Consider the following 23,607-nt stretch of genomic DNA (forward strand, 5'->3'; position numbering starts at 1 on the left):
CGCAAGCTGCTGGTGAACGGGGTTGAAGGGAGCGAGTGGGTGATGTAGTGCGGCCTGATGCCCTCACCCTAACCCTCTCCCACAGGGAGAGGGAATAGAACGTAGGCCGGGTAAGGCGAAGCCGCCACCCGGCTTTTTTTTAGCCGTCGATACCTTTGCTGCGCAGGTAGTCTTCGTAGTTACCGGTGAAGTCCACTACGCGCTCTGGCGTAATTTCGATCACGCGGGTCGCCAGCGAGCTGACGAACTCACGGTCGTGAGAGACGAAGATCAGGGTGCCCTGATACATCTCCAGCGCCATGTTCAGGGATTCGATAGATTCCATGTCCAGGTGGTTAGTCGGTTCGTCCATCACCAGGATATTAGGTTTTTCCATCATCAGCTTGCCGAACAGCATGCGGCCCTTCTCACCACCGGAGAGCACTTTAGCCGGCTTTTTGATGTCGTCCTGGCTGAACAGCAGACGACCCAGAATGCTGCGCACCGCCTGCTCGTCGTCGCCTTCCTGCTTCCACTGGCTCATCCAGTCGAAGACGGTCAGATCGTTTTCGAACTCGTACTCATGGTCCTGCGCGTAGTAGCCAATCTGCGCGTTTTCAGACCACTTCACGGTGCCGTTGTCCGGCTGCAGTTCGCCGACCAGGGTTTTCAGCATGGTGGATTTACCCACGCCGTTGGCGCCGAGGATGGCAATCTTCTCGCCCACTTCCAGCAGCAGGTTGAAGTTTTTAAACAGCGGGCCGTTCTCAAACCCTTTTGCCAGGGCTTCCACTTCCAGCGCGTTACGGAACAGCTTCTTGTCCTGCTCGAAGCGAATGAACGGGTTCTGACGGCTGGAGGCTTTGACTTCGTCCAGCTTGATTTTGTCGATCTGACGCGCGCGCGAGGTCGCCTGACGTGACTTAGAGGCGTTGGCGCTAAAGCGGCTGACGAAGGACTGCAGGTCAGCAATCTGCGCTTTCTTCTTGGCGTTATCCGCCAGCAGACGTTCACGCGCCTGGGTGGCCGCCGTCATGTATTCGTCGTAGTTGCCCGGGTACACGCGCAGCTCGCCGTAGTCCAGATCCGCCATGTGCGTACAGACCATGTTCAGGAAGTGACGGTCGTGCGAAATGATGATCATGGTGCTGTCGCGATCGTTCAGCGTCTGCTCCAGCCAGCGGATGGTGTCGATGTCCAGGTTATTCGTCGGTTCGTCGAGCAGCAGGATGTCCGGGTTAGAGAACAGCGCCTGTGCCAGCAGCACACGCAGCTTCCAGCCTGGCGCCACTTCGCTCATCGGGCCGTAATGCTGTTCAACCGGAATGCCGACGCCCAGCAGCAGTTCGCCCGCACGCGCTTCCGCAGAGTAACCGTCCATCTCGCCGTACTGCGTTTCCAGATCGGCCACTTTATAGCCGTCTTCTTCGCTCATTTCGGCCAGCGCGTAGATGCGATCGCGCTCCTGCTTCACTTCCCACAGTTCCCCATGCCCCATGATCACGGTGTCGAGCACGGTGAACTCTTCGAAGGCGAACTGATCCTGACGCAGCTTACCGATACGCTCGTTAGGGTCGAGCGATACGTTGCCGAGCGTCGGCTCCAGGTCACCGCCGAGGATCTTCATAAAGGTGGATTTTCCGCTACCGTTGGCACCAATCAGGCCGTAACGGTTGCCGCCGCCAAATTTGACGGAAATGTTTTCGAACAGCGGCTTACTGCCAAACTGCATAGTGACGTTGCTGGTAACTAACACGGGGAGATTCCTGCGAAAAGTGTGATAAACACGGCATTATGCCACAATTCCGAATTGAGATCCCGTGTTGCGGCAATCCGCTAAACTTTAACAAAATCGAAAAAAATGTGATTTCGTACACATCTGAATTCCCTGTGAGCGGGAATGCACATATAATGCGCTCCCATCACAGATTCAGACTTATCAACTCATCGCCAGAATGGCTTAGATACCTCGCACAACATGAACATGAAATTAACAACGCTTTTTGCGGCGGCGTTAGCCGTAGTAGGTTTTTGTAAGACCGCGTCTGCGGTGACGTATCCCCTGCCAACAGACGGTAGCCGTCTGGTAGGCCAGAACCAGGTTGTGACGGTACCAGAAGGTAACTCTCAGCCACTGGAGTATTTCGCTGCGCAGTACCAGCTGGGCCTGTCTAACATGCTGGAAGCGAACCCGGGCGTTGACCCGTATCTGCCGAAAGCGGGTACCGTGCTGAATATTCCTCAGCAGCTGATCCTGCCGGATACGGTTCATGAAGGTATCGTGATTAACAGCGCCGAAATGCGTCTGTATTACTACCCGAAAGGCACCAACACCGTTATCGTGCTGCCAATCGGTATCGGCCAGCTGGGTAAAGACACCCCAATGAACTGGACCACCAAAGTTGAGCGTAAGAAAGCGGGCCCAACCTGGACGCCGACCGCCAAAATGCACGCGGAATACATCGCTGCGGGTGAACCGCTGCCAGCCGTTGTGCCGGCAGGCCCGGATAACCCAATGGGTCTGTACGCGCTGTACATTGGCCGTCTGTACGCTATCCACGGTACCAACGCCAATTTCGGTATCGGCCTGCGCGTGAGCCACGGCTGCGTGCGCCTGCGTAACGACGACATTAAGTTCCTGTTCGAAAACGTGCCGGTCGGTACGCGCGTGCAGTTCATCAACGAACCGGTGAAAGCGACCTCCGAGCCAGACGGCAGCCGCTACATCGAAGTGCACAACCCGCTGTCCACCAGCGAAGACCAGATCAACAACAACGAAGTCGTTCCTGTGACGCTGAACAGCGCGGTGCAGGCGGTGACGTCTCAGCCAGACGTAGAAACGGCGATTGTTGACCAGGCCGTGCAGAACCGCTCCGGTATGCCGGTGCGTTTGAACTGATAATGAAGCATTAAAAAAGCGGGCCTCGTTGCCCGCTTTTTTTTACCCGTTATTCACGATCACGATCCCGCCGTGGTCGTACCGATAGTGGCAGTGGGCATACTCCAGCGGCGTGCCATCCTCCAGATAAATCACCTGCTCCACTTCCAGTACGGGATCGGTCTGCTCGCAGACCAGATGCTCCCTGTCCAGCGCGTTGGGCTTAAGAGCCCGTACCACCCGATACGACCCCATTATTTTCAGCCCCAGCGTCTCCTGCACGTACTGGAACACTGAACCTTCAAGATGGTTTTTCGTCAGGCCCGGCACCAGATTCATCGGCATCACCGTGGAGTCCAGCGACATCGGCTCGCCGTTCAGCAGGCGGAGTCGAATGAAGTCATAGATCGGCGCATCGGCGTTAACCATCAGCGACGCCTGCTCTTTCTCGTTCGGAAAGCGCAGCTCGAAATGCACCACCCGGCTGGTCACCGTGCCCAGATGTTCCCATGTTTTGGTCGCGCCAAAGTAGTCGCTGCCGGAAAGATCCCACTGCGAGAGCTGGAGGAAGTTTTTGCGGATGAACGTGCCCTGCCCCTGGCGGGTATAGACCAGACCTTCGACGATCAGCTGGCGCATCGCCTGCTGAATGGTCATCCGGCTGGAGCTGAACTCCGCCGCCAGCGCAAACTGGTCCGGCAGGGGTTCGTTGGCGGCGTACTGCTGGCTGATAATGCGTTTCTTAATTTCCCGCGCTATGGTGATGTACTTCGCCGCCATCGTACTTCCTTTCAGTTAGTTTTCTATCCCGCTGTTTTTCAACGCCACTCTCTCGGCAATCTTGAGGAAAGGCAGGTAGAAGAATACACCAAATACGATGATTGCCAACTGTACCACCACCGCCCGCCAGTCCCCCGCCGTGGCCAGCCAGGCGCTGAGAATGGGCGGCGTGGTCCACGGGATCATCACCACGCAGCGCGACATTAACCCCAGCGTGGTACAGAGCCAGGCGAAATAAATGCCGATGGCGGGCAGCAGCACAAACGGGATCATCAGCGGCAGGTTAAACACGATCGGCAGGCCAAAAATCACCGGCTCGTTGATGTTGAATAAACCGGGTGCCAGCGACAGACGCGCCACCTGCTTCGCCGACTTTTGCCGGGAGAAGATAAAGATGGCGATCAGCAGCGAGATCGTGCTGCCCGTGCCGCCCACCATGCCAAACGTCGGCACGAAGATGTTGTTGATGATGTGCGGGATCGGCTGTCCGTTGGCGAAGGCCAGCATGTTCTCGTTGGTGTTGATCAGCAGGAACGGCTCCAGCACCACGCTGTTAACGACAGACTGATGAATACCCAGCGTGAACAGGAAGTTACCGAAGCTATAGATGAAGATCGTCCCCGGCAGGCTGGTGTTGATCAGCCGCAGCGGCTGCTGGATAAAGGTCGTAATAAGATGGATCAGGTCCGTGTGCAGCACGTTTGCCAGCACGGCCGCCAGCACCGCAAACAGGGAGAGCGTGAGAATGGTCGGGATCAGCGCGGTAAAGGATTTACTCACCGCCGGAGGCACGTTTTCCCCGAGGGAAATGTGCAGCGCCTTCAGCCGCGAAATGGCGATAAACACCTCCGTTGAGAGCAGCCCGATCAGTACCCCGGCGAAAATCCCGGTTGAGCCAATATTGGCGAACGTCAGCACCTGGGTGACGTTCACCGCAGCGTCGCTGCCGACGGGCGTAATCTGCAGGCGCATCGGCATCATGATGATGAAGCTGCTGACGGCGATAACCACTGCCGAGACCGGATTGTCAAAATCTTTGTTGCGCGCCAGCGACCAGGCAATCATCGGGGCCAGCAGCAGCGCGGCGATGTTTAGCGTGCCGTTGATAATCGCCTCGCCCCACACCTTGAAGTGTGCGAGCGTGTCGCCGTGAAAAATCCACGGAAACACCACGTTGTTCACCAGCACCGCCAGACCGGCAAGGATGAAAATCGGCATCACCGTGGCGAAGGCGTCGCGCAGGGAGCGAAGGTGCACCTGGTTTGCCAGGCGCGCCGAGAACTCAACAAACTTATCGACAAAGGACTGCATGTGCGGTGTTATTTTTGTTTCAGACATAGCGGATAGTTCCCATCAATCAGTCACAAAAACGGCCCGGCAGCGTACGGCTTACATCTCGCGTCCGTTGGTATGGATAACCTGTTTTAACCACGCGTAGCTCTTCTTCGGCACGCGCTTCAGGTCTTTCAGGTCGTGGTTTTCCCGGTTGACATAGACCACGCCGTAGCGCTTACGCATGTCGCCCTGGGAGCTGAGAATGTCGATCAACCCCCAGCCGAGGTAACCGATCACCTCTGCCCCGTCCTCGAACATCGCCTCCTTCATGGCCTCGATATGCGCCCGGTGGTAGTCGATGCGGTAGGTGTCGTCGATCGGGTTTACGCCGTCCCAGGACTCAATCACCCCAATGCCGTTCTCGATCGGGAACACCGGCAGGCGCCAGTCGTTGGCGTAGCGGGTGATGATGGTGCGAAAGCCCAGCGGATCGATCTGCCAGTTCCACTCGGTGGCCTTCAGGTACGGGTTGTTTTTCTCGCCGTGCAGCAGGTAATAGTTCACCGGCGTGCCTTCCGGGATGGCATCGCTGTCCAGCGTTTTGCTGGCGTAGTAGCTGAAGGCCATATAGTCGTTTCTGGTGCGCGCCAGCAGCGCGAGATCCTCGGCGCGATAGATATCGTCAAAGCCCTCCTGCTCCACCACCGCCATCACCGCCGGGCTGTAGCCCTGCCCTGCGAAGACGCGCAGCAGGTTCTGGTTGAGGAATTCGTCGTACTGCTGGGCGCAGAAGATATCGCGCGGTTTGCAGGTGGCCGGGTAGATCAGCTGGTGCGCCAGCATGCCGCCCATCAGCTTGCCCGGTTTGGTCTGGTGCAGATACTCGGTCAGCGCCATGTGCGCCACCATCGCATGGTGCTGAAGCTCATACAGCTCGCGCAGGGTTTGCTCGCCTTTCATGTAACCGGAAATGCGAAACGCTTCCGGCATATGGAAGATGTTCTGCTCGTTGAAGGTCAGCCAGTACTTCACCCGGTCACCGAAGCAGTCGATCATCTTTTTGCCGTAGCGGATAAAGGCGTCCATTACGCGGCGGTCATTGAAGCCGTTGTACTCCTGCGCCAGCGCCAGCGGCATATCGAAGTGGTAGAGACACACCATCGGCTCGATGCCGCGTGCGATCAGATCGTCGATAAAACGGTCATAAAACGCGATGCCCTCGTCGTTAAAATCGCCGTCGCCCTGCGGGCAGACGCGGCTCCATGAAATCTGAAAGCGGTAGCAGTTCATGCCCAGATCCTGCATCAGGTCGAAATCTTCCCGGTAGCGGTGATAGGAGTCGGTCGCGACTTTCCAGTCGGAGATGTTTTCCCCGGCTTCGCGAATGTCGTACACCGACATCCCCTTCCCACCCTCGTTCCAGGCCCCTTCCGTCTGCATGCTGGATACGGAGTTGCCCCATAAAAAGTTGGCCGGCAGTGAATTGTTCATGGACCCTCCCTATATGACTAGTCATTTAAAATTTCATGACTAGTCATATAGGCGAAGATGAAATTTGGATCAAAGAGGAGGATCGTTTTTTGTGAGATGGATTGAAATAATGACCAGGGAAGTAGCCCCGGTAAGCGAAGCGCCACCGGGGGAGAAGGGATATTACTGTGCGAGCTGATTGCGGCGATATTCACCCTGCCGCTCCAGCATCCAGCCCGGGTATTCGCGCGGCAGCACGCTCACCGCATCAAGCTGTTTAAGCTCGTCTTCGCTCAGTCGGATCCCGGTCGCGGCGATATTGTCGTCCAGCTGATCGACGCGTTTCGCACCAATAATCACGCTGGTCACGGCTTTTTGATGCAGCAGCCAGGCCAGCGCGATTTGCGCGACGGAGACACCCTTGCTTTCGGCGATAGTACGCATCACGTCCACGCAGTCGAAGGCGCGATCTTTATTCACCGGCGGGAAGTCGAACTCCAGACGACGACCACCGGCTTCGCTCTGCCCGTCGCGGCCATATTTTCCGCTCAGCAGGCCGCCCGCCAGCGGGCTCCAGACCATCAGCCCGACGCCTTCGCTCTGCATCATCGGCACCAGTTCGCGCTCCAGATCGCGTCCGGCAATGGTGTAATACGCCTGCAACGACGCGAAACGCGCCAGCCCAAGGCGCTCGGAAATACCGAGCGCCTTGGCAATCTGCCACGCCGCCCAGTTCGAGACGCCGATGTAGCGCACGTGGCCGTGCTGCACCAGGTTATCGAGCGCATAAAGCGTCTCTTCGATCGGCGTGGCGGGGTCGAAGCCGTGAAGCTGGTAGAGATCGATATGATCGAGCTGCAGGCGGCGCAGGCTCTCCTTCACGCTGCTGACGATGTGATAGCGCGAGCTGCCGCGCGAGTTCACCCCTGCCGTTCCCGTTTCGCCGAACACTTTCGTGGCGACCACCACGTTCTCGCGCGGGATTTTCAGGTTTTTCAGCGCCTGACCGGTGATCTCCTCCGATCGTCCTTCCGAGTAAACGTCCGCTGTGTCGATAAAGTTGATCCCGGCATCCAGCGCGCGGCCCACCAGCTGCTCGGCCTCACTTTGCTGAAGCTGGCCAATCTTGCCCCACATGCCGCCCTCGCCGCCGAAGGTCATGGTGCCGAGGCACAGTTCAGAAACGAACAGACCGGTGTTGCCCAGTTTTTGATAACGCATCAGTTATTCCTCGCATGTCGATTGGGTACCCGATAGTTATACCCGCCCCTCAGCCCTCGCGAATGTGGTGTTCCTGTTCATTTCTTGCCCAATCCTCTAAATATTTATCCGCGCGGGGCGTCGCCAAAGACGCTGTAGTCCGGTAGTTGCACCTGCTGATACGGCTCCCAGCCGCCGCCGAGCGCCTTATAGAGCGCCACCAGATCGAGCGCGCTCTGGACCTGCGCCTGCGCCCGCTGCTGCTCGGCCTGCGCCAGCTGACGCTGGGCGTCCAGCACGTCGATAAAGCTGGCGATGCCCTGCCGATAGCTGTCGCTCGCCAGGTCAAAGGCGTTTTGCAGAGCGTCGATCGTTTTTGCGAGACCCGCTTCACGCTGCTGGTCGGTGCGATAGCTCACCAGCGCGTTTTCAACATCGCCGAGCGCGGTCAGCACCGTCTGGCGATAGTCCAGCACCGCCGTTCCCTGCTGCGCGCGCGCCACCTTCACGCTGGAGACCAGTCGACCGCCCTGGAAGATGGGAATGGAGACCTGCGGGCCGAAGCTGTAGAAGTGGCTGCTCCAGTCGGTCAGCCAGTTAGTTTCGCTGTTGCGCAGGCCAAACTGCCCGGAAAGCGTAAAGCTCGGGAACAGCTCCGCCACCGAGACGCCGATTTGCGCCGTGGCGGCGTGGAGGTTCGCCTCTGCTTCACGCACGTCCGGACGACGTCGCGCCAGCGTGGACGGAATGCCCGTTTGCACGATATCCGGCAGCGCGGGCATCGGCTGCGCAGACTGGAGTTCGCCGTCCAGCGCCCCCGGCGGCTTGCCGAGCAGGATCGCCAGGCCATTCATCGCCTGCCGCTCCTGCGCCTGATATTGCGGCAGCTGTGCCTCAAGGTTGCCTAACTGCGCCCGGGCGTTTTCCACGTCCATCTGCGGCGACAGCCCGCCGCGCTGGCGGCTTTCGGTCAGATCCAGCGTCTGCTGCGCGCTTTTAATCTGGGTGTTCAGCGTGGCGATAATGCTCTGCGCCCCGCGCAGTTGGAGCCACGCGCGCGCCACTTCGGCTTCCAGCGACACCAGCGCGTCGTTACGCTGCTCGATAGCCGCTTTCTGCTGCGCTTCGGCGGCTTCCACCTGACGACGCACCTTACCCCACAGGTCGATTTCCCACTGGGCGTCGAAGCTGCCCTGGTAGAGGTTAATCGGCTGCGTCAGCGGCCCCAGCGCGCCTTTCAAATTGGGATCGATGCTGTCCACCTGGTCGTACACGCCGTGAGATTTCAGCTCCCCTTCCAGCCCAAGCTGCTGGCGCGTCGCCTGCAGATTGCCGTTGACCGACGGATAAAACGCCCCGCCCGCCTGGTTAATCTGTTCACGCGCCCCGGCGATGCGCAGCACCGTCTGCTGCAGCGTCAGGTTTCCGGCGATGGCGCGCTCAACCAGGCTGTCGAGCTGCGGCGAGCCGAAGGTCTTCCACCAGCGCGGATTGGTCGCGGCGGAGGTCGTCTGCGATTTCACCGCGCTGTCACCCTTATCGTTCCAGTGCGTAACGGCAGGCGGGGCGGGCGGCTGGTAGTCCGGCCCGACGGCGCAGCCCGCCAGCAGCATCATTATCATCAGGGGGTGTAAACGTCTGTGTATCATCAATGTGCTCCTGCACTCCCCTCGCTCTTAACCGGCGAGAGCAACAAACAAAACGGAATCAGTAACAAGGCCACCGCGCTCAGAATGGTGAAGACGTCGATGTAGGCCAGGAAGCGCGACTGCTCAATCATGGTCTGGTACATGCGCCCGGTGGCGATGCCGGTGGGATCGCCCACCTGGGTGGTGAAGTTCTGGATCGCCTGGGCGCTTTCGCGTATCGCCTGCTGGAACTGCTCGTTAAACGGCGAGGCGTGATATGCCAGATGGGCGCTGTGCGCCTGCGCGCGCTCGGTGATGGCTGCCGTCGAGAGCGATATGCCAACCGAACCCGCCACGTTGCGGAACATGGTAAACAGCGCCGCCGCGTCGGCGTTGAGCCGCCTCGGTATCGAGATGAAGGCAATGGTAGTCAGCGGCACAAACAGGAACCCCAATCCAATCGACTGGGCGCTGCGGAACAGGACCAGGGTTTCGAAGTCGATATCCGGCGTGAGCGTGCGCGACCAGAAGAACGACACCGCCAGACAGGTAAAGCCAAAGGCAATAATCCAGCGCGTCTGCACCACCGGCATCAGCTTCAGCACCAGCGGGATCGTTAAGACGATCAGCACCGCCCCGGGCGACAGCACCAGCCCGGACCAGGTGGCGGTATAGCCCAGGTCCTGCTGCGCCAGCTGCGGGATCACCACCGAACTGCCATAGAGGATCATCGCCATCCCCGCCATCAGCAGGCTGGAAATGGCAAAGTTGCGGTCCTTCATGCAGTGCAGATCCACCACCGGCTTTTTGGCATACACCAGCCAGTAGATGGCGCCGATAATGCCGATAAGCGTCAGCACCGCGAAGGTGCGGGTAAAGTTCGAGTTAAACCAGTCTTCATCTTCCCCCCGGTCGAGCATCACCTGCAGGCAGCCCAGACCCAGCGCGATCAGGCCGATCCCCGTCCAGTCGATACTCAGCTTCTCTTTCGATTTGCTCTCCCACGGCGGATCTTCCAGCAGCTGGTAGATCGCCAGCACCGTCACAATCCCCACCGGGATGTTGATAAAGAACACCCAGCGCCAGGAGTAGTTATCGGTGATCCAGCCGCCCAGCGTCGGGCCGAGAACCGGCGCAACGATAATCGCAATGGAGGAGAGACCAAACGCTTTGCCCCTGTCCTCGGGCTTGAAGTAGTCGAGCAGCACCGACTGCTGCGTGGGCTGCAGCCCACCGCCAAAAAAGCCCTGCATCACGCGGAACAGGATGATCTGCCACAGCTCGGTGGCGATGCCGCACAGGAACGAGCAGACGGTGAACATCACGATGCAGATCAGGAAGAACTGCTTGCGGCCGAACACCCGGCTCAAGAACGCCGAGATGGGCAGCACAATGCCGTTCGCCACCAGATAGCTGGTTAACACCCAGGTAGATTCGTCATAGCTGGACGAGAGCGAGCCTGCCACATGGGGCAGCGCCACGTTGACGATGGTGGTGTCCAGAATTTCCATGAATACCGCCAGGGTGACAACAATCGCCACCGCCCACGGGTTGCTGGCAGGTTTCCAGGTATCGTGGCTGTGATCAGTCATTCCACCGTCACCTTCGGTGCAACCGACAGCCCCAGCGGCAGCGGTTTGTTCGGATCGAGGCCTTTATCAATCACGATTTTGACCGGCACGCGCTGCACAATTTTGACGAAGTTACCGGTGGCATTTTCTGCCGGGAAGGCGGAGAAGCGCGAGCCGCTGCCCTGCTGGATACTGTCGACGTGCCCCTCAAGCTCCATATCCGGCCACGCATCCACGGAGACGGTGACCTTATCGCCGGGCTTCATGCGCTCAAGCTGAGACTCTTTAAAGTTAGCCACCACCCAGACGTTGGGTGAGACCAGCGAGAACAGCGCCGTTCCCGCCTGCACCAGCGTCCCCGGCTGCACATTGCGTTTGGTGACAACGCCGTCGAACGGGGCGCGAACTTCGGTATAGGAGAGGTTCAGGTTGGCCGTTTCCAGCTGCGCTTTAGCCTGATCGACCTGACGCTCGCGCGCTTCAACGTTGGTTTCCTGCTGGCGAATCTGCAGCTGAACCTGCTCCGCCACTTCCAGCTGCGCCTGGGCGCTCGCCAGCCCTGCCTGTGCGCTGCGCAGTTGAGCATTCGCGGAATCAATGCTTTGCTGGGTGGTCGCTCTCGGGTCGACGCCGCGCTGGCGACGATACTCCGCCTGCGCGTTGGCCAGATCGGCCTGCGCTTTCAGCACCTGGGCTTTGGCTTCATCACGCTGGGCCGGATACTGGACTTTTGAAAGCGCCAGCTGCGCCTGGGCCTGATGCAGCTGTGCGATAGCCAGCCCAAGCTGGGCCTGGGCCTGATCGCGCTGCGCGGTGGTATCACGCGGATCGATGACCACCAGCAGATCGCCCTTTTTCACGCGCTGGTTATCGCGCACGCGCAGCTCGGTAACGTAGCCTGCCGTTTTCGGGGCAATCGTCACCACGTCGCCGTCGGTAAAGGCGTCGTCGGTCGTCTCTTCGTTACGGGTTAAAAACCACCAGACCAGCGCCACGACGACCATTACCACCACGACAATGCCGAGGATAATTAACGGTTTCTTGCCCGGGCGCTTACGCTCATTATTGTTTTTGTCCTGCTGGTCAGCAGGCGGGTTTTGATCTTCAGCCATAGTTCAGCAACGGTCCTGTCAGTGAGCGGCATCACACTATGCCGTTCACTAAAGCTAGGACGTTGCTATACGTTTGCCAGGAAAAACTGACAAATTGCGCACTATATGAGAAGGAATATTCCGAAACCGATCGCCGCGGCCCAAGCCAGCATCGGAATCGACCAGACGTGGAAACGCCACCAGATACGGCGGTCGTTGGCCATACGCAGGGCAATCAGGTTTGCCAGCGAACCGGGCAGCAGCCCAAACCCGCCGATGTTCACCGCCCAGGCCAGCAGCGTATCGGGCGGAACATAGTTGAGCAGCAGAATGGTGGACGGCACGTTGCTGATAAACTGCGACAGGCCAATCGCCGTCAGCCACAGTCCCGGCTGCGACAGCGTACTGACGCTGTGCAGCACGTTTTGCAGCACCGGAAGCTGGATAAGGAGATGCACATCAATAAACATCGCCATAAAGACCAGCAGCAGCGTCCAGTCCACGCTCACCAGAACGCGACGCGCCAGGACGACAAACCCTGCGGCAACGAGCAGGACGCCCGCCAGCTCATACTTCAGCTCCAGCGCGAACAGAAAGACGATGTATAACCCGAGACAGCTCCACACCAGACGCGGCTGCCACTGAGGGCCGGTTGTACCGCTGTGGTACTGCAATTTTTTATCGGGAAACGCAAACCAGCACACCGCCATCAGCGACAACATCATCACCAGCGCCAGAGGGGCCATCTGCCAGGTAAAGGCGGCAAACGACAGCCCGGACCGTCCCCAGAGAAGGATATTTTGCGGGTTGCCGATTGGCGTCAAAAGTGAGCCGGCATTGACGGCCAGCGCTTCGAAGATGATCAAGCGGCTGACCGGGATCTCGCACAGCTTACGCAGCGTGAGCGTGAGGGGCACGATGATAAACAGCGCCACATCGTTGGTCAGAAACGTCGACAGCACCGCGGCGGAGAACACCATAAACAGGGACAGCCTGCGTTCGGTGGCAAAGCGGCGCACCATTTTACGTCCCAGGACGTCAAAATAGCCGCTCAGCTCGACCCCTTTGGTGAGCATCATCAGGCCGCTCAGGGTAATGATGGTGCGCCAGTCAATCGCGGCGGGCCAGGCGTGTGGGGCAAACGGCACAAAGAGGCTTAACGCTGCGCCAATGAGTAATAAGAGATGGAAGAAACGATCGCGTGCCAGAGCCTGCAGTCCAGGGATTTTCATTCAGCGGAGGGACCATATTTAAGCGTAAATTCACGAAACTTCACCAGCGTCTCTTCGCTAACGTGATGTTCCATTCCTTCCGCATCCCGGCGGGCGATCTCCGGGCTAACGCCCAGCACCAGCAAAAAATTCTCGACGAGCTGATGACGCTCGCGGCTCTCCTGCGCGAGTTTCTCCCCTTCCGGCGTCAGAAAAACACCGCGCCAGGGGATCATTTCGATTAAGCCCACGGAGGCCAGGCGTTTTAACATTTTTGCGACAGTCGGCTGTGAAACCCCCAGCCTGGCGGCCATATCGACCTGGCGCGCTTCACCGACCTCACGAATAAGATCGGAAATGAGTTCAACATAATCATCAATCAGTTCACGCCGGTGCGCTTCACGGACCTGGCGAAAACCTTCGACATGTTCTTCAACATTCACCAGTTGCGTCGTTTTCCTCATTGTTGGCTTACCTGCGCGACGGTTCATTGTACTTCCTCAGTGGGGTGACGCTTCCAGCGCCCGGTATCGAGAGCGCACATTGTAAACCATCCCTTCACAAGCACAAAAAATTAACGAAATAGCCATAGCTATACAATATAGCCTGTGCTATATCTGTATGTAATGCAGTCACCCTTCACGGATCGAAGGGATCAAAACTCAGGAGGTCTTATGAACGAATTCAAGAGGTGCATGACCGTGTTTACCCACTCTCCCTTTAAAGTGCGCTTGATGCTGTTGAACATGCTGTGCGATATGTTTAACAACAAACCGCATCAGGACGATAAACCTTCCCACTAAGCGGCGTTGCGGTACGCCGCTTCATTTTCCCGTCACAATCCCGCTGTAAACTGGCTTCCAGCCGCCTTATTCCCGACCTTTTTTACGGATTTGCAATCCCCTTCGCAAAACATCTGCTTAGCAACTGTTGATATTATTTAGCGCTCGCACTATCTTCTTGCAGCCCTGCACAATTTGCGGCTCGCTGAAGCGGACCCTCATTCCCTCTCCACGCACTGTCAGGCAGGTTATGACCCTTGACGCCAGGGTGAGCACATGGCGTTTTCATCCATGATAGTGACCTATGAATGTAACCCTGATAGATACCGTTGTGACCCGCAGCCGGGCCTTAAGCCCGTGGACGGGTTTTTACTTTTTGCAGTCATTACTGATTAACTTTGCGCTGGGTTATCCCTTTAGTCTGCTCTACGCGGTGGCGTTCACCTGCGTGCTGCATGTGCTGTGGCGAGCCGCACCGCGCGTGCAAAAAGCGTTAATCGGGATCTGTTCGCTGGTTGCTGCACTCTATTTCCCGTTTGGTCAGGCTTACGGCGCGCCAAACTTTAATACCCTGCTGGCGCTGCACTCGACCAATATGGAAGAGTCGACAGAGATCCTGACGATCTTCCCGTGGTACAGCTATGTGGTCGGGCTGTTTATCTTCGCGTTGGGCGTTATTGCCATCCGCCGTCAGTCGGGCGAGAAAAAGTCCTGGGGTAAGATCGAAATACTCTGTCTGGTGTTCAGCGTTGCCGTGGCGTTTGTCGCCCCCATCCAGAATATTCCCTGGGACGGTAAGCTCAGGCTCATCAATATCGGCTATCCGGTTTTCCGCTTCGTGAAAGACGTCGTTGTCAATAATAAAGAGGTTCTCGACGAACAGGCGCGCATGGCTGAGCTTTCCAACATGAAAGACACCTGGAACGTGCTGGCCGTTAAGCCGAAATATCACACCTATGTGGTGGTAATCGGCGAAAGTGCCCGTCGCGATGCGATGGGGGCCTTCGGCGGACACTGGGATAACACACCGTTTGCCAGTTCGGTTAAAGGCACGCTGTTTACCGATTATGTTGCGGCCAGCGGCTCGACGCAGAAATCGCTCGGCCTGACGCTTAACCGGGTCGTCGACGGCAAACCTCAGTATCAGGATAATTTTGTCACCCTGGCAAACCGCGCGGGTTATCAGACCTGGTGGTTCTCCAATCAGGGGCAAATTGGCGAATACGATACGGCCATCGCCAGTATCGCCAAACGAGCCGACGAAGTGCAGTTCCTGAAGAACGGTGACTTTGAAGCCGACAAAAACACTAAAGATGAAGCGCTGTTGAAAATGACGGCACAGGTCTTCGCCACCCCGCGCACCCAGCCTCAGCTGATCGTCCTGCACCTCATGGGGTCACACCCACAGGCCTGCGATCGGACCGGCGGAAAGTATGCGGAGTTTGTGCAGTCCAAAGAGACGTCTTGCTATCTCTACACCATGACGCAAACCGACGACCTGCTGAGCAAGCTGTACGATCAGCTACGCAATACGGGCGACAGCTTCTCCATGGTCTATTTCTCGGATCACGGGCTGGCGTTTAAAGAGCGTGGTAAAGAGGTGCAGTACCTGGCGCACGATGACAAGTTCCAGCAAAACTTCCAGGTGCCGTTTATGGTGCTGTCGAGTGATGATAAAACGCATCGCGTCATTAAAGCGCGCCGTTCGGCAAATGATTTCCTGCAGTTCTTCTCGCAGTGGACGGGGATTAAAACCGAGCAGATAAAAAACGCTTACCCGTTTGTCTCGAACAAGAAAGCTCCCCCAGTGTACGTTACCAACTTCAAGTTACAGAAAGTTGACTACAACCATCTGGGTACGGATATTTTTGATATTAAGAGCAAGTAGCGGTCTTTTTCCCTCTCCCACGGGGCTGAGGGTTCCCCACAAAATAATGCCTGCACGGACGACTCCCTCTCCCTTGAGGGAGAGGGCTGGGGTGAGGGGGAACATACGGCTCTGGTGGTCATTCCGTTCACTTCATGTTCCTTGCTACTCTGTAACGACATGACCGGTGAACGTGCCAGGGTGGCTCAATCGCCTCGACCCGGCCTTACGGAAACACTTCGGCGATTTACAGCCGGACCAGGGCATCGCTGTAACCCATTCATTTTCCTGAAGCAACGTTCACCGCTTCCGGTTAAAAAATTACCGGGGATCCCTCAGCCCACAGGGAGAAGGAAAAAGACAAAAAAAATCCGCCACATGGGCGGATTTTTTATTAGCTCACCGGAGTGATTAGAAGCGGTAACCTACGCCCGCGATCCAGGTGCCAACGTCAACGTTGCGGATACGGCTCTGCTCATAGGAGAAGTCCAGAGCAACGTCCTGGATTGGGTTGAACTGCAGGCCTGCGCCATAGGAGAAGCCATAGTCGCTGTTGCTTGCAGTGCGGTTCAGACCCTGGTTTTCGGTCTGCTGGAATTTACCGTAGCCAACACCTACAACACCGTAGATGCTCGCCCAGTCATTCAGACGGTAAGCTGGACCAGCGGTGATACCGTAGTACTGGCCTTTATTGTATACGCCGTTTTCAGAACGATCTTTCTCGGTGTAGGTGAAAGAACCGATCACGCCCAGTGGGTTGTTATCCTGCTCGTAGCGATACTTCAGGTTGAAGCCGTTAGCTTTGTTCATCACGCCCTGATAGTCGCTCTGAGCGTAACCACCAGTAACAGTAGAAGTAGCAGCTACAGCGGTACCTGCGGAAACAGCCAGTACAGCGGCCAGTGCTGAAAGACATGCAATTTTTTTCATAACCACCTCAAATGTGCTTCAAGTAAGTCCGTAAGTTTTAAATATATCAAAAAAATTTGCGAAACTCTTTGTGATTCGTGATGTCTAATGAAACCTTTCCTGTAACAGAACGTTTCCAGCGTCAGCTATCTCTTTCAAATCACATGCAATTTTCACTACTAAATGCGCATAGTGCGCGCACGCGCCGTTACATTCATCCAGATTATTCCTAATCTATCAGGCGATAAATCCACCAGCGCTTAACCATTTTACGGATTTCACGAGGTTTTTTTTCAACAGCGCCTCAACCGTTGCCGCTTATTTCCTTTACACTGCAACCTTTACCTCATTTGACATAAGCTGACAGGAGAAAGGATGCCTGGGTTATCCCGCACGTCGTCGGTTTGGCTGCCGGTCGCAGTCATACTCATTGCCATGTTGTCCATTCAAAGCGGTGCTTCGCTTGCAAAATCACTTTTTCCGCTGGTCGGTGCGCCTGGGGTGACAGCCCTTCGTATCGTGCTGGGCACGGCGATACTGGTGGTCATTTTCAAACCCTGGCGTCTGCGCTTCAAAAAGGAGCAGCGTTTGCCCCTGCTGTTTTATGGGCTCTCCCTGGGGGCGATGAACTATCTGTTCTACCTCTCTATTCAGACGATACCGCTGGGGATCGCCGTCGCGCTGGAATTTACCGGCCCACTGGCGGTGGCGCTTTTCTCCTCGCGACGTCCGGTCGATTTTATCTGGGTCGTGTTAGCCGTGCTGGGGCTATGGTTCCTGCTTCCCCTGGGCCAGAGCGTCGCTGAGATCGATCTGACGGGCGCAGCGCTGGCACTCGGTGCAGGCGCCTGCTGGGCCATCTATATACTCACGGGCCAGCGTGCAGGAGAAGAGCACGGTCCGGCGACCGTCGCGTTGGGGTCACTGATCGCAGCTATCGTCTTTGTGCCCATCGGCATGGCGCAGGCGACCGAATCGATCTGGCAATGGTCGGTTATGCCCATCGGGCTGGCGGTCGCGATCCTCTCTACCGCACTCCCCTACTCTCTGGAAATGATAGCCCTTACGCGTCTGCCGACACGCATATTTGGCACCCTGATGAGCATGGAGCCTGCGCTAGCCGCCATTTCAGGAATGGTGTTTCTCGGTGAAACCCTGACGCTGACCCAGACGCTGGCGCTCTGCTCGATTATCGCAGCATCAATGGGATCAACGCTCACCATGCGCCCTGAACCTAAAGTTGAGAAGGTTGATATCAGCTAAGGCCATATATTCTGCATGACTTCAATGCCATGCAGAATAAAGGCCAGAAAAACGGTCGTTATAATTTCTTACACACTTTGCGCTATTTCCGAAATATCTCTCTGCATTTACGTCCCCCTGCAGCAATTAAGATTGATCTGTATCAATTTAAAAATTACCCATTAATTTCAACACATTAAATTCTCAACTTCCTTCTCGCTATTAAACCGATAGGCACAGCCAAACCGCAGACAAAAAAACCGGTGCTATACTTAGTTCCGTAATTACCTGGGACATAAACATCAAGAGGATATGAGATTATGAGTACCGCTAAACTGGTGAAAACGAAAGCGTCTAATCTGCTTTATACCCGTAACGATGTATCGGATAGCGACAAAAAGGCGACCATTGAGTTGCTGAATCGCCAGGTGATCCAGTTCATCGATCTTTCGCTGATCACCAAACAGGCCCACTGGAATATGCGCGGTGCAAACTTTATTGCCGTTCATGAAATGCTGGATGGCTTCCGCACAGCACTGGTTACCCACCTCGATACCATGGCAGAACGTGCCGTTCAGTTAGGCGGCGTGGCGCTGGGTACCACGCAGGTGATCAACAGCAAAACACCGCTGAAGAGTTATCCGCTGGATATTCATACCGTTCAGGATCACCTGAAAGAGCTGGCGGACCGCTACGCGATTGTGGCCAATGACGTGCGTAAAGCGATTGGCGAAGCCAAAGACGAAGATACCGCAGATATTTTCACCGCCGCATCCCGCGACCTGGATCAGTTCCTGTGGTTTATCGAATCTAACATCGAATAATTCATACGAATTTTCTATCAAACCCTCGCCCTCTGGTGAGGGTTTTGCACATCTATGGTGCACAGTTTTTGCCTGCACACCTGCAAAAGTGAACGAAATGTAATAATCACCTCACACAACCGTTAACGGAAGATTGTTTTTTCGTCAGAATTTACGCTAAATATCTCCCCGTCAGTTGAGCCAAACGAAGCGCACCAAAACAGTGCTCCACTTTGGTGCAATAAAACCTCATTGCCCCATTTATTGTGCAATGCATGACATCATCCCCTTTGCAAAACAATAGCTTGTAAAGTTGGCACGATTTTTTCATTGTGCCACCTGTTCTCGCAGGGGATCGCCCCGTGGATATAAAAGGAAATGCTATGAAGTCTGTATTAAAAGTTTCACTGGCTGCACTTACCCTGGCTTTTGCAGTGTCCTCTCAGGCTGCCGACAAACTGGTTGTGGCGACCGACACGGCGTTCGTTCCGTTTGAATTCAAACAGGGTGATAAATACGTTGGTTTTGATGTGGATCTGTGGGCCGCTGTCGCAAAAGAACTCAAGCTGGATTACACCCTGAAGCCGATGGACTTCAGCGGCATCATCCCGGCACTGCAAACCAAGAACGTCGATCTGGCGCTGGCAGGCATCACCATTACCGACGAACGTAAAAAAGCGATCGACTTCTCCGACGGCTACTACAAAAGCGGCCTGCTGGTCATGGTCAAAGCCGATAATAACGACGTAAAAAGCGTGAAAGATCTCGACGGCAAAGTGGTGGCAGTGAAGAGCGGCACCGGTTCGGTTGATTACGCGAAAGCCAATATCAAAACCAAAGACCTGCGTCAGTTCCCGAACATCGACAACGCGTACATGGAACTCGGCACCAACCGTGCTGACGCTGTTCTGCACGACACGCCGAACATCCTGTACTTCATCAAAACAGCCGGTAACGGCAAGTTCAAAGCCGTTGGCGAGTCTCTGGAAGCCCAGCAGTACGGTATCGCGTTCCCGAAAGGCAGCGACGACCTGCGCACGAAAGTTAACGGCGCGCTGAAAACGCTGAAAGAGAACGGCACCTATAACGAAATCTACAAAAAATGGTTCGGTACCGAGCCTAAATAATAAGACGTAAAAATGACGTTCACTCGGGGGCGACCTTTCGCCCCTGCTATTTTTGAAACACGGTAACAGTAACAGGAAATTATCATGCAGTTTGACTGGAGCGCCATCTGGCCTGCCATTCCACTCTTGCTTGAAGGCGCTAAAATGACTCTGTGGATTTCGGTCCTGGGTCTGGTTGGTGGGTTGATTATCGGTCTTGTCGCCGGTTTCGCTCGCACCTACGGCGGCTGGATCGCAAACCACATCGCACTGGTTTTCATCGAAGTGATCCGCGGCACGCCTATTGTCGTGCAGGTCATGTTCATCTACTTCGCCCTGCCAATGGCATTCAATGACCTGCGCATCGACCCGTTCAGCGCAGCCGTCGTGACCATTATGATCAACTCAGGCGCCTACATTGCGGAAATCACCCGCGGTGCGGTGCTGTCGATTCATAAAGGCTTCAGTGAAGCCGGCCTGGCGCTGGGTCTTTCTCGTCGCGAAACGATCCGCCACGTTATTCTGCCGCTGGCGCTGCGCCGCATGCTGCCACCGCTCGGTAACCAGTGGATCATCAGCATCAAAGATACGTCGCTGTTCATTGTTATCGGCGTGGCAGAGCTGACCCGTCAGGGGCAGGAGATCATTGCTGGCAACTTCCGCGCGCTGGAAATCTGGAGTGCGGTAGCCGTTGTCTACCTGATCATTACTCTGGTTCTGAGCTTCGTTCTGCGTCGTCTTGAAAGAAGGATGAAAATCCTGTGATTGAATTTAAAAACGTTTCCAAGCACTTTGGCCCAACCCAGGTGCTGCACAATATCGATCTGAACATCAAACAGGGTGAAGTGGTGGTCATTATTGGGCCATCCGGCTCCGGTAAATCCACCCTGCTGCGCTGCATCAACAAGCTGGAAGAGATCACCAGCGGTGACCTGATTGTCGACGGTCTGAAGGTGAATGACCCGAAAGTGGATGACCGTCTGATTCGTCAGGAAGCGGGCATGGTGTTCCAGCAGTTCTACCTGTTCCCGCACCTGACGGCGCTGGAGAACGTGATGTTTGGCCCGCTGCGCGTGCGCGGTGCCAGCAAAGCGGCGGCGGAAGCGCTGGCAAAAGATCTGCTGGCAAAAGTCGGCCTGGCAGAACGTGCGCACCACTTCCCTTCCGAGCTGTCCGGTGGTCAACAGCAGCGTGTGGCGATTGCCCGCGCCCTGGCGGTCAAACCGAAAATGATGTTGTTTGATGAGCCTACGTCCGCACTCGACCCGGAGCTGCGCCACGAGGTGCTGAAAGTCATGCAGGATCTGGCGGAAGAAGGGATGACGATGGTTATCGTGACCCACGAAATCGGCTTTGCTGAGAAAGTGGCGTCCCGCCTGATCTTTATTGATAAAGGCCGTATCGCGGAAGACGGTAACCCTCAGGAGCTGATTGCGAACCCGCCGAGCCAGCGCCTGCAGGAGTTCCTGCAGCACGTCTCCTGATCCCTCGCTTTACGCTAAGCCGGGCATGCCCGGCTTTTTTACGCCAGATTGTTCCCAAAAATCCCCCTCCGCGTCCCGACTTCTATACTTATCATTTTGTTCGACATTTTCACCGGAGGACGCCGTGCCGTGGATCCTGTTGCTGTTGATAAGCCTGTGTAGTGCGCCATCGTTCGCCGTCTCGATCCCCGGCGTCACCACCGGAACCCAGCAAAGTACGCCACCTCCGGAGCCCGATGCCGAACAGAAAAAAGCCGCCTACGGTGCCCTTGCCGACGTCCTCGAGAACGACACCTCCCGGCAGGAGCTCATTGGTCAGCTGCGCAAAGCCGCCGCCACGCCGCCGCAGGCGTCGGTGCCAACCCTCACCCCTCCGCAGGTTGAGGAGCAAAAAACGGTGCTGGAGAACGTCACCGACGTGAGCCGCCGCTATGGGGAAGCGTTCTCCTCGCGCTTCGCTCAGCTTTACCGCAACCTGATTGGCTCACCGCATAAGGCATTTAACCCGCAAACGTTTTTCGCCGCCGCCACGCAGTTCCTGATGCTGGCGGGTGCGGTATTTCTTTTTTACTGGCTGGTGCGCCTGTGCGCGTGGCCGCTGTACCGCAAAATGGGGCAATGGGGACGCAGGAAGAATCAGCATAAAAGCAGCTGGCTGCACCTGCCGTTGATGATAGCCTCAGCGTTTATCATCGATTTACTGCTGCTGGCGTTGACGCTGTTTTTAGGCCAGATGCTGGCCGACAGGCTGAATGCTGGCAACAAAACCATCGCCTTTCAGCAGTCGCTTTTCCTGAATGCCTTTGCCCTGATTGAGTTCTTCAAGGCGCTGCTGCGGTTACTCTTTTGTCCGCACGTGCCGGCGCTGCGTCCTTTCTCCATTCGGGATGCGAGCGCGAGGTACTGGGCGCTGCGTCTGAGCGTGCTCAGCGGGTTGATTGGCTACGGCCTGCTGGTTGCCGTGCCGATCATCTCCAACCAGGTGAACGTCCAGTTTGGCGCGCTGGCAAACGTGCTGATCATGATCTGCATTACCGTCTGGTCGCTGTATCTTATCTTCCACAATAAAAAAACCATCACCCAAAGCCTGCTGAATCTGGCCGATCGCTCCCTCTCGTTCTTTAGCCTCTTTATTCGCGCGTTCGCCCTGGTGTGGCACTGGCTGGCAAGCGCTTACTTCATCGTGCTGTGCTTCTTCTCGCTGTTTGACCCGGGCAATAGCCTGAAATTTATGATGGGGGCGACGTTTAAAAGCCTGGCGATTATCGGCATCGCGGCCTTTGTGTCGGGGCTGCTGTCGCGCTGGATCTCGAAAACCATCACCCTGTCGCCGCAGGTCCAGCGTAATTACCCGGAACTGCAAAAACGGGTAAACGGCTGGATGTCGGTATCACTCAAAGTGGCGCGCATTCTCACCGTCTGCGTGGCGATTATGCTGCTCCTGAATGCGTGGAGCCTGTTTGATTTCTGGAACTGGCTGCACAACGGTGCGGGTGAAAAAACGGTCGATATCCTGATTCGCATCGCGCTGATTTTGTTCTTCTCCGCCGTCGGCTGGACGCTGCTGGCGAGCCTTATTGAGAACCGTCTTGTCTCGGATATACACGGCAGGCCGCTACCCAGCGCGCGGGCAAGAACGCTGTTAACCCTGTTCCGCAACGCGCTGGCGGTCATTATCAGCACCATCACCATTATGATCGTGCTGTCGGAAATTGGCGTGAATATCGCCCCGCTGCTGGCGGGTGCCGGTGCCCTGGGGCTGGCCATCTCCTTCGGCTCACAAACGCTGGTGAAGGATATTATTACCGGCATCTTTATCCAGTTTGAGAACGGGATGAACACGGGCGATCTGGTGACCATCGGGCCGTTAACCGGCACCGTGGAGAGGATGTCCATCCGCTCGGTTGGCGTGCGTCAGGACACCGGGGCGTACCACATCATTCCCTGGTCTTCGATCACCACCTTCGCCAACTTTGTGCGCGGCATTGGTTCCGTTGTGGCGAACTACGATGTGGATCGCCACGAGGATGCGGACAAAGCGAAGCAGGCGCTGCGGGATGCGGTAGAAGAACTGATGGAGATGGAGGACATTCGCGGGCTGGTGATCGGAGAGCCGTCATTTGCCGGCATCGTCGGGCTGACGAACACGGCATTTACCCTGCGCGTGTCGTTCACCACCCAGCCGCTGAAGCAGTGGACGGTGCGCTTTGCGCTCGACAGCATGGTGAAAAAACACTTTGATCTGGCGAACGTGCGGATGCCCGTGCAGACCTATCAGGTATTACCGCCGCCCGCATCGCCGCTCCCTCCGCAGGAGCCGACGCTGTAACC

Annotated in this window: 20 protein-coding genes; 9 read left to right on the plus strand and 11 right to left on the minus strand. The window is 56.5% G+C overall.

The genetic code is table 11. From position 1 onward, the window contains the following. Positions 1-139 precede the first annotated feature (139 nt). A complete protein-coding gene (locus tag N037_RS13635) occupies positions 140-1,735 on the minus strand; it encodes an ABC-F family ATPase (protein WP_032641563.1) in 1,596 nt (531 codons plus the stop codon). A 222-nt stretch (positions 1,736-1,957) separates the two neighbouring features. On the opposite strand from N037_RS13635, the gene ldtB reads away from it, so the two are divergent. Next, a complete protein-coding gene (gene ldtB, locus N037_RS13640) occupies positions 1,958-2,878 on the plus strand; it encodes a L,D-transpeptidase (protein WP_023335026.1) in 921 nt (306 codons plus the stop codon). 42 nt (positions 2,879-2,920) lie between these two features. Here the strand turns inward: ldtB and N037_RS13645 are convergent, their stop codons facing one another. The 9 genes from N037_RS13645 to mntR form a co-directional block, all read right to left on the minus strand. After that, positions 2,921-3,637, minus strand: a complete 717-nt coding sequence (locus tag N037_RS13645) for a GntR family transcriptional regulator (protein WP_023335025.1) — start codon at positions 3,635-3,637, stop codon at positions 2,921-2,923. Between the two features lie 15 nt (positions 3,638-3,652). After that, positions 3,653-4,975 (minus strand): PTS sugar transporter subunit IIC, encoded by a 1,323-nt coding sequence (locus N037_RS13650; protein ID WP_032641565.1) that lies wholly within the window; start codon positions 4,973-4,975, stop codon positions 3,653-3,655. A gap of 51 nt (positions 4,976-5,026) precedes the next feature. Further along, positions 5,027-6,403, minus strand: a complete 1,377-nt coding sequence (locus N037_RS13655) for a glycoside hydrolase family 1 protein (protein WP_032641567.1) — start codon at positions 6,401-6,403, stop codon at positions 5,027-5,029. Positions 6,404-6,565: 162 nt separating this feature from the next. Next, the gene (locus N037_RS13660) at positions 6,566-7,603 is read right to left on the minus strand and encodes an aldo/keto reductase (protein WP_032641569.1); all 1,038 of its coding nucleotides are present in this window, start codon (positions 7,601-7,603) and stop codon (positions 6,566-6,568) included. 104 nt (positions 7,604-7,707) lie between these two features. Further along, positions 7,708-9,231 (minus strand): efflux transporter outer membrane subunit, encoded by a 1,524-nt coding sequence (locus N037_RS13665; protein WP_032641572.1) that lies wholly within the window; start codon positions 9,229-9,231, stop codon positions 7,708-7,710. Further along, the gene (locus N037_RS13670) at positions 9,231-10,802 is read right to left on the minus strand and encodes a DHA2 family efflux MFS transporter permease subunit (protein ID WP_032641574.1); all 1,572 of its coding nucleotides are present in this window, start codon (positions 10,800-10,802) and stop codon (positions 9,231-9,233) included. Before N037_RS13670 ends, N037_RS13665 begins: the two co-directional genes overlap by 1 nt. Continuing rightward, positions 10,799-11,893, minus strand: coding sequence for an HlyD family secretion protein (locus tag N037_RS13675; protein WP_023335003.1), 1,095 nt, complete (start codon positions 11,891-11,893; stop codon positions 10,799-10,801). The genes N037_RS13670 and N037_RS13675 overlap by 4 nt, the downstream gene beginning before the upstream one ends. A 101-nt stretch (positions 11,894-11,994) precedes the next feature. Continuing rightward, the gene (locus N037_RS13680; protein WP_023335002.1) at positions 11,995-13,104 is read right to left on the minus strand and encodes an anion transporter; all 1,110 of its coding nucleotides are present in this window, start codon (positions 13,102-13,104) and stop codon (positions 11,995-11,997) included. After that, positions 13,101-13,574 (minus strand): manganese-binding transcriptional regulator MntR, encoded by a 474-nt coding sequence (mntR, locus tag N037_RS13685; RefSeq protein WP_023335001.1) that lies wholly within the window; start codon positions 13,572-13,574, stop codon positions 13,101-13,103. Before mntR ends, N037_RS13680 begins: the two co-directional genes overlap by 4 nt. Before the next feature lie 183 nt (positions 13,575-13,757). Between mntR and mntS the strand changes: the two genes are divergently transcribed. Further along, positions 13,758-13,886 (plus strand): manganase accumulation protein MntS, encoded by a 129-nt coding sequence (gene mntS, locus N037_RS13690; RefSeq protein WP_014831181.1) that lies wholly within the window; start codon positions 13,758-13,760, stop codon positions 13,884-13,886. A gap of 283 nt (positions 13,887-14,169) precedes the next feature. Continuing rightward, positions 14,170-15,753 (plus strand): phosphoethanolamine transferase, encoded by a 1,584-nt coding sequence (locus N037_RS13695; RefSeq protein WP_032641576.1) that lies wholly within the window; start codon positions 14,170-14,172, stop codon positions 15,751-15,753. A gap of 390 nt (positions 15,754-16,143) precedes the next feature. Here N037_RS13695 and ompX read toward each other — a convergent pair whose 3' ends face one another. Further along, the gene (gene ompX / locus N037_RS13700) at positions 16,144-16,662 is read right to left on the minus strand and encodes an outer membrane protein OmpX (protein WP_023334999.1); all 519 of its coding nucleotides are present in this window, start codon (positions 16,660-16,662) and stop codon (positions 16,144-16,146) included. A 354-nt stretch (positions 16,663-17,016) separates the two neighbouring features. On the opposite strand from ompX, the gene rhtA reads away from it, so the two are divergent. From rhtA to ybiO, 6 genes are all read left to right on the plus strand, one after another. Then, positions 17,017-17,904 carry a threonine/homoserine exporter RhtA gene (rhtA, locus tag N037_RS13705; protein WP_032641578.1) on the plus strand — a complete coding sequence of 296 codons (888 nt, stop codon included), beginning with the start codon at positions 17,017-17,019 and terminating at the stop codon, positions 17,902-17,904. A 299-nt stretch (positions 17,905-18,203) separates the two neighbouring features. Beyond that, on the plus strand, positions 18,204-18,707 hold the full coding sequence (dps, locus tag N037_RS13710) for a DNA starvation/stationary phase protection protein Dps (RefSeq protein WP_010428924.1): 504 nt from the start codon (positions 18,204-18,206) through the stop codon (positions 18,705-18,707). Positions 18,708-19,069: 362 nt separating this feature from the next. Then, positions 19,070-19,813, plus strand: coding sequence for a glutamine ABC transporter substrate-binding protein GlnH (gene glnH, locus N037_RS13715; protein WP_023310880.1), 744 nt, complete (start codon positions 19,070-19,072; stop codon positions 19,811-19,813). 84 nt (positions 19,814-19,897) lie between these two features. Further along, positions 19,898-20,557, plus strand: coding sequence for a glutamine ABC transporter permease GlnP (gene glnP, locus N037_RS13720; protein ID WP_010428919.1), 660 nt, complete (start codon positions 19,898-19,900; stop codon positions 20,555-20,557). Then, the gene (glnQ, locus tag N037_RS13725; protein WP_032641580.1) at positions 20,554-21,276 is read left to right on the plus strand and encodes a glutamine ABC transporter ATP-binding protein GlnQ; all 723 of its coding nucleotides are present in this window, start codon (positions 20,554-20,556) and stop codon (positions 21,274-21,276) included. The genes glnP and glnQ overlap by 4 nt, the downstream gene beginning before the upstream one ends. Positions 21,277-21,400: 124 nt before the next feature. Further along, a complete protein-coding gene (ybiO, locus tag N037_RS13730) occupies positions 21,401-23,605 on the plus strand; it encodes a mechanosensitive channel protein (protein WP_032641582.1) in 2,205 nt (734 codons plus the stop codon). Positions 23,606-23,607: the final 2 nt, after the last annotated feature.

The organism is Enterobacter sp. EGD-HP1 (assembly GCF_000733275.2).
Taxonomy (GTDB): Bacteria; Pseudomonadota; Gammaproteobacteria; order Enterobacterales; family Enterobacteriaceae; genus Enterobacter.

Excerpts from the sequence above, each read along its gene's own strand:
- N037_RS13675 (WP_023335003.1), bottom strand. The coding sequence starts at position 11,893 with ATGGCTGAAGATCAAAACCCGCCTGCTGACCAGCAGGACAAAAACAAT.
- glnH (WP_023310880.1), top strand. The coding sequence starts at position 19,070 with ATGAAGTCTGTATTAAAAGTTTCACTGGCTGCACTTACCCTGGCTTTT.
- N037_RS13650 (WP_032641565.1), bottom strand. The coding sequence starts at position 4,975 with ATGTCTGAAACAAAAATAACACCGCACATGCAGTCCTTTGTCGATAAG.
- glnP (WP_010428919.1), top strand. The coding sequence starts at position 19,898 with ATGCAGTTTGACTGGAGCGCCATCTGGCCTGCCATTCCACTCTTGCTT.
- N037_RS13645 (WP_023335025.1), bottom strand. The coding sequence starts at position 3,637 with ATGGCGGCGAAGTACATCACCATAGCGCGGGAAATTAAGAAACGCATT.
- N037_RS13680 (WP_023335002.1), bottom strand. The coding sequence starts at position 13,104 with ATGAAAATCCCTGGACTGCAGGCTCTGGCACGCGATCGTTTCTTCCAT.
- N037_RS13655 (WP_032641567.1), bottom strand. The coding sequence starts at position 6,403 with ATGAACAATTCACTGCCGGCCAACTTTTTATGGGGCAACTCCGTATCC.
- N037_RS13660 (WP_032641569.1), bottom strand. The coding sequence starts at position 7,603 with ATGCGTTATCAAAAACTGGGCAACACCGGTCTGTTCGTTTCTGAACTG.
- ldtB (WP_023335026.1), top strand. The coding sequence starts at position 1,958 with ATGAACATGAAATTAACAACGCTTTTTGCGGCGGCGTTAGCCGTAGTA.
- N037_RS13665 (WP_032641572.1), bottom strand. The coding sequence starts at position 9,231 with ATGATACACAGACGTTTACACCCCCTGATGATAATGATGCTGCTGGCG.
- rhtA (WP_032641578.1), top strand. The coding sequence starts at position 17,017 with ATGCCTGGGTTATCCCGCACGTCGTCGGTTTGGCTGCCGGTCGCAGTC.
- ompX (WP_023334999.1), bottom strand. The coding sequence starts at position 16,662 with ATGAAAAAAATTGCATGTCTTTCAGCACTGGCCGCTGTACTGGCTGTT.
- dps (WP_010428924.1), top strand. The coding sequence starts at position 18,204 with ATGAGTACCGCTAAACTGGTGAAAACGAAAGCGTCTAATCTGCTTTAT.
- mntR (WP_023335001.1), bottom strand. The coding sequence starts at position 13,574 with ATGAACCGTCGCGCAGGTAAGCCAACAATGAGGAAAACGACGCAACTG.
- N037_RS13695 (WP_032641576.1), top strand. The coding sequence starts at position 14,170 with ATGAATGTAACCCTGATAGATACCGTTGTGACCCGCAGCCGGGCCTTA.
- mntS (WP_014831181.1), top strand. The coding sequence starts at position 13,758 with ATGAACGAATTCAAGAGGTGCATGACCGTGTTTACCCACTCTCCCTTT.
- N037_RS13670 (WP_032641574.1), bottom strand. The coding sequence starts at position 10,802 with ATGACTGATCACAGCCACGATACCTGGAAACCTGCCAGCAACCCGTGG.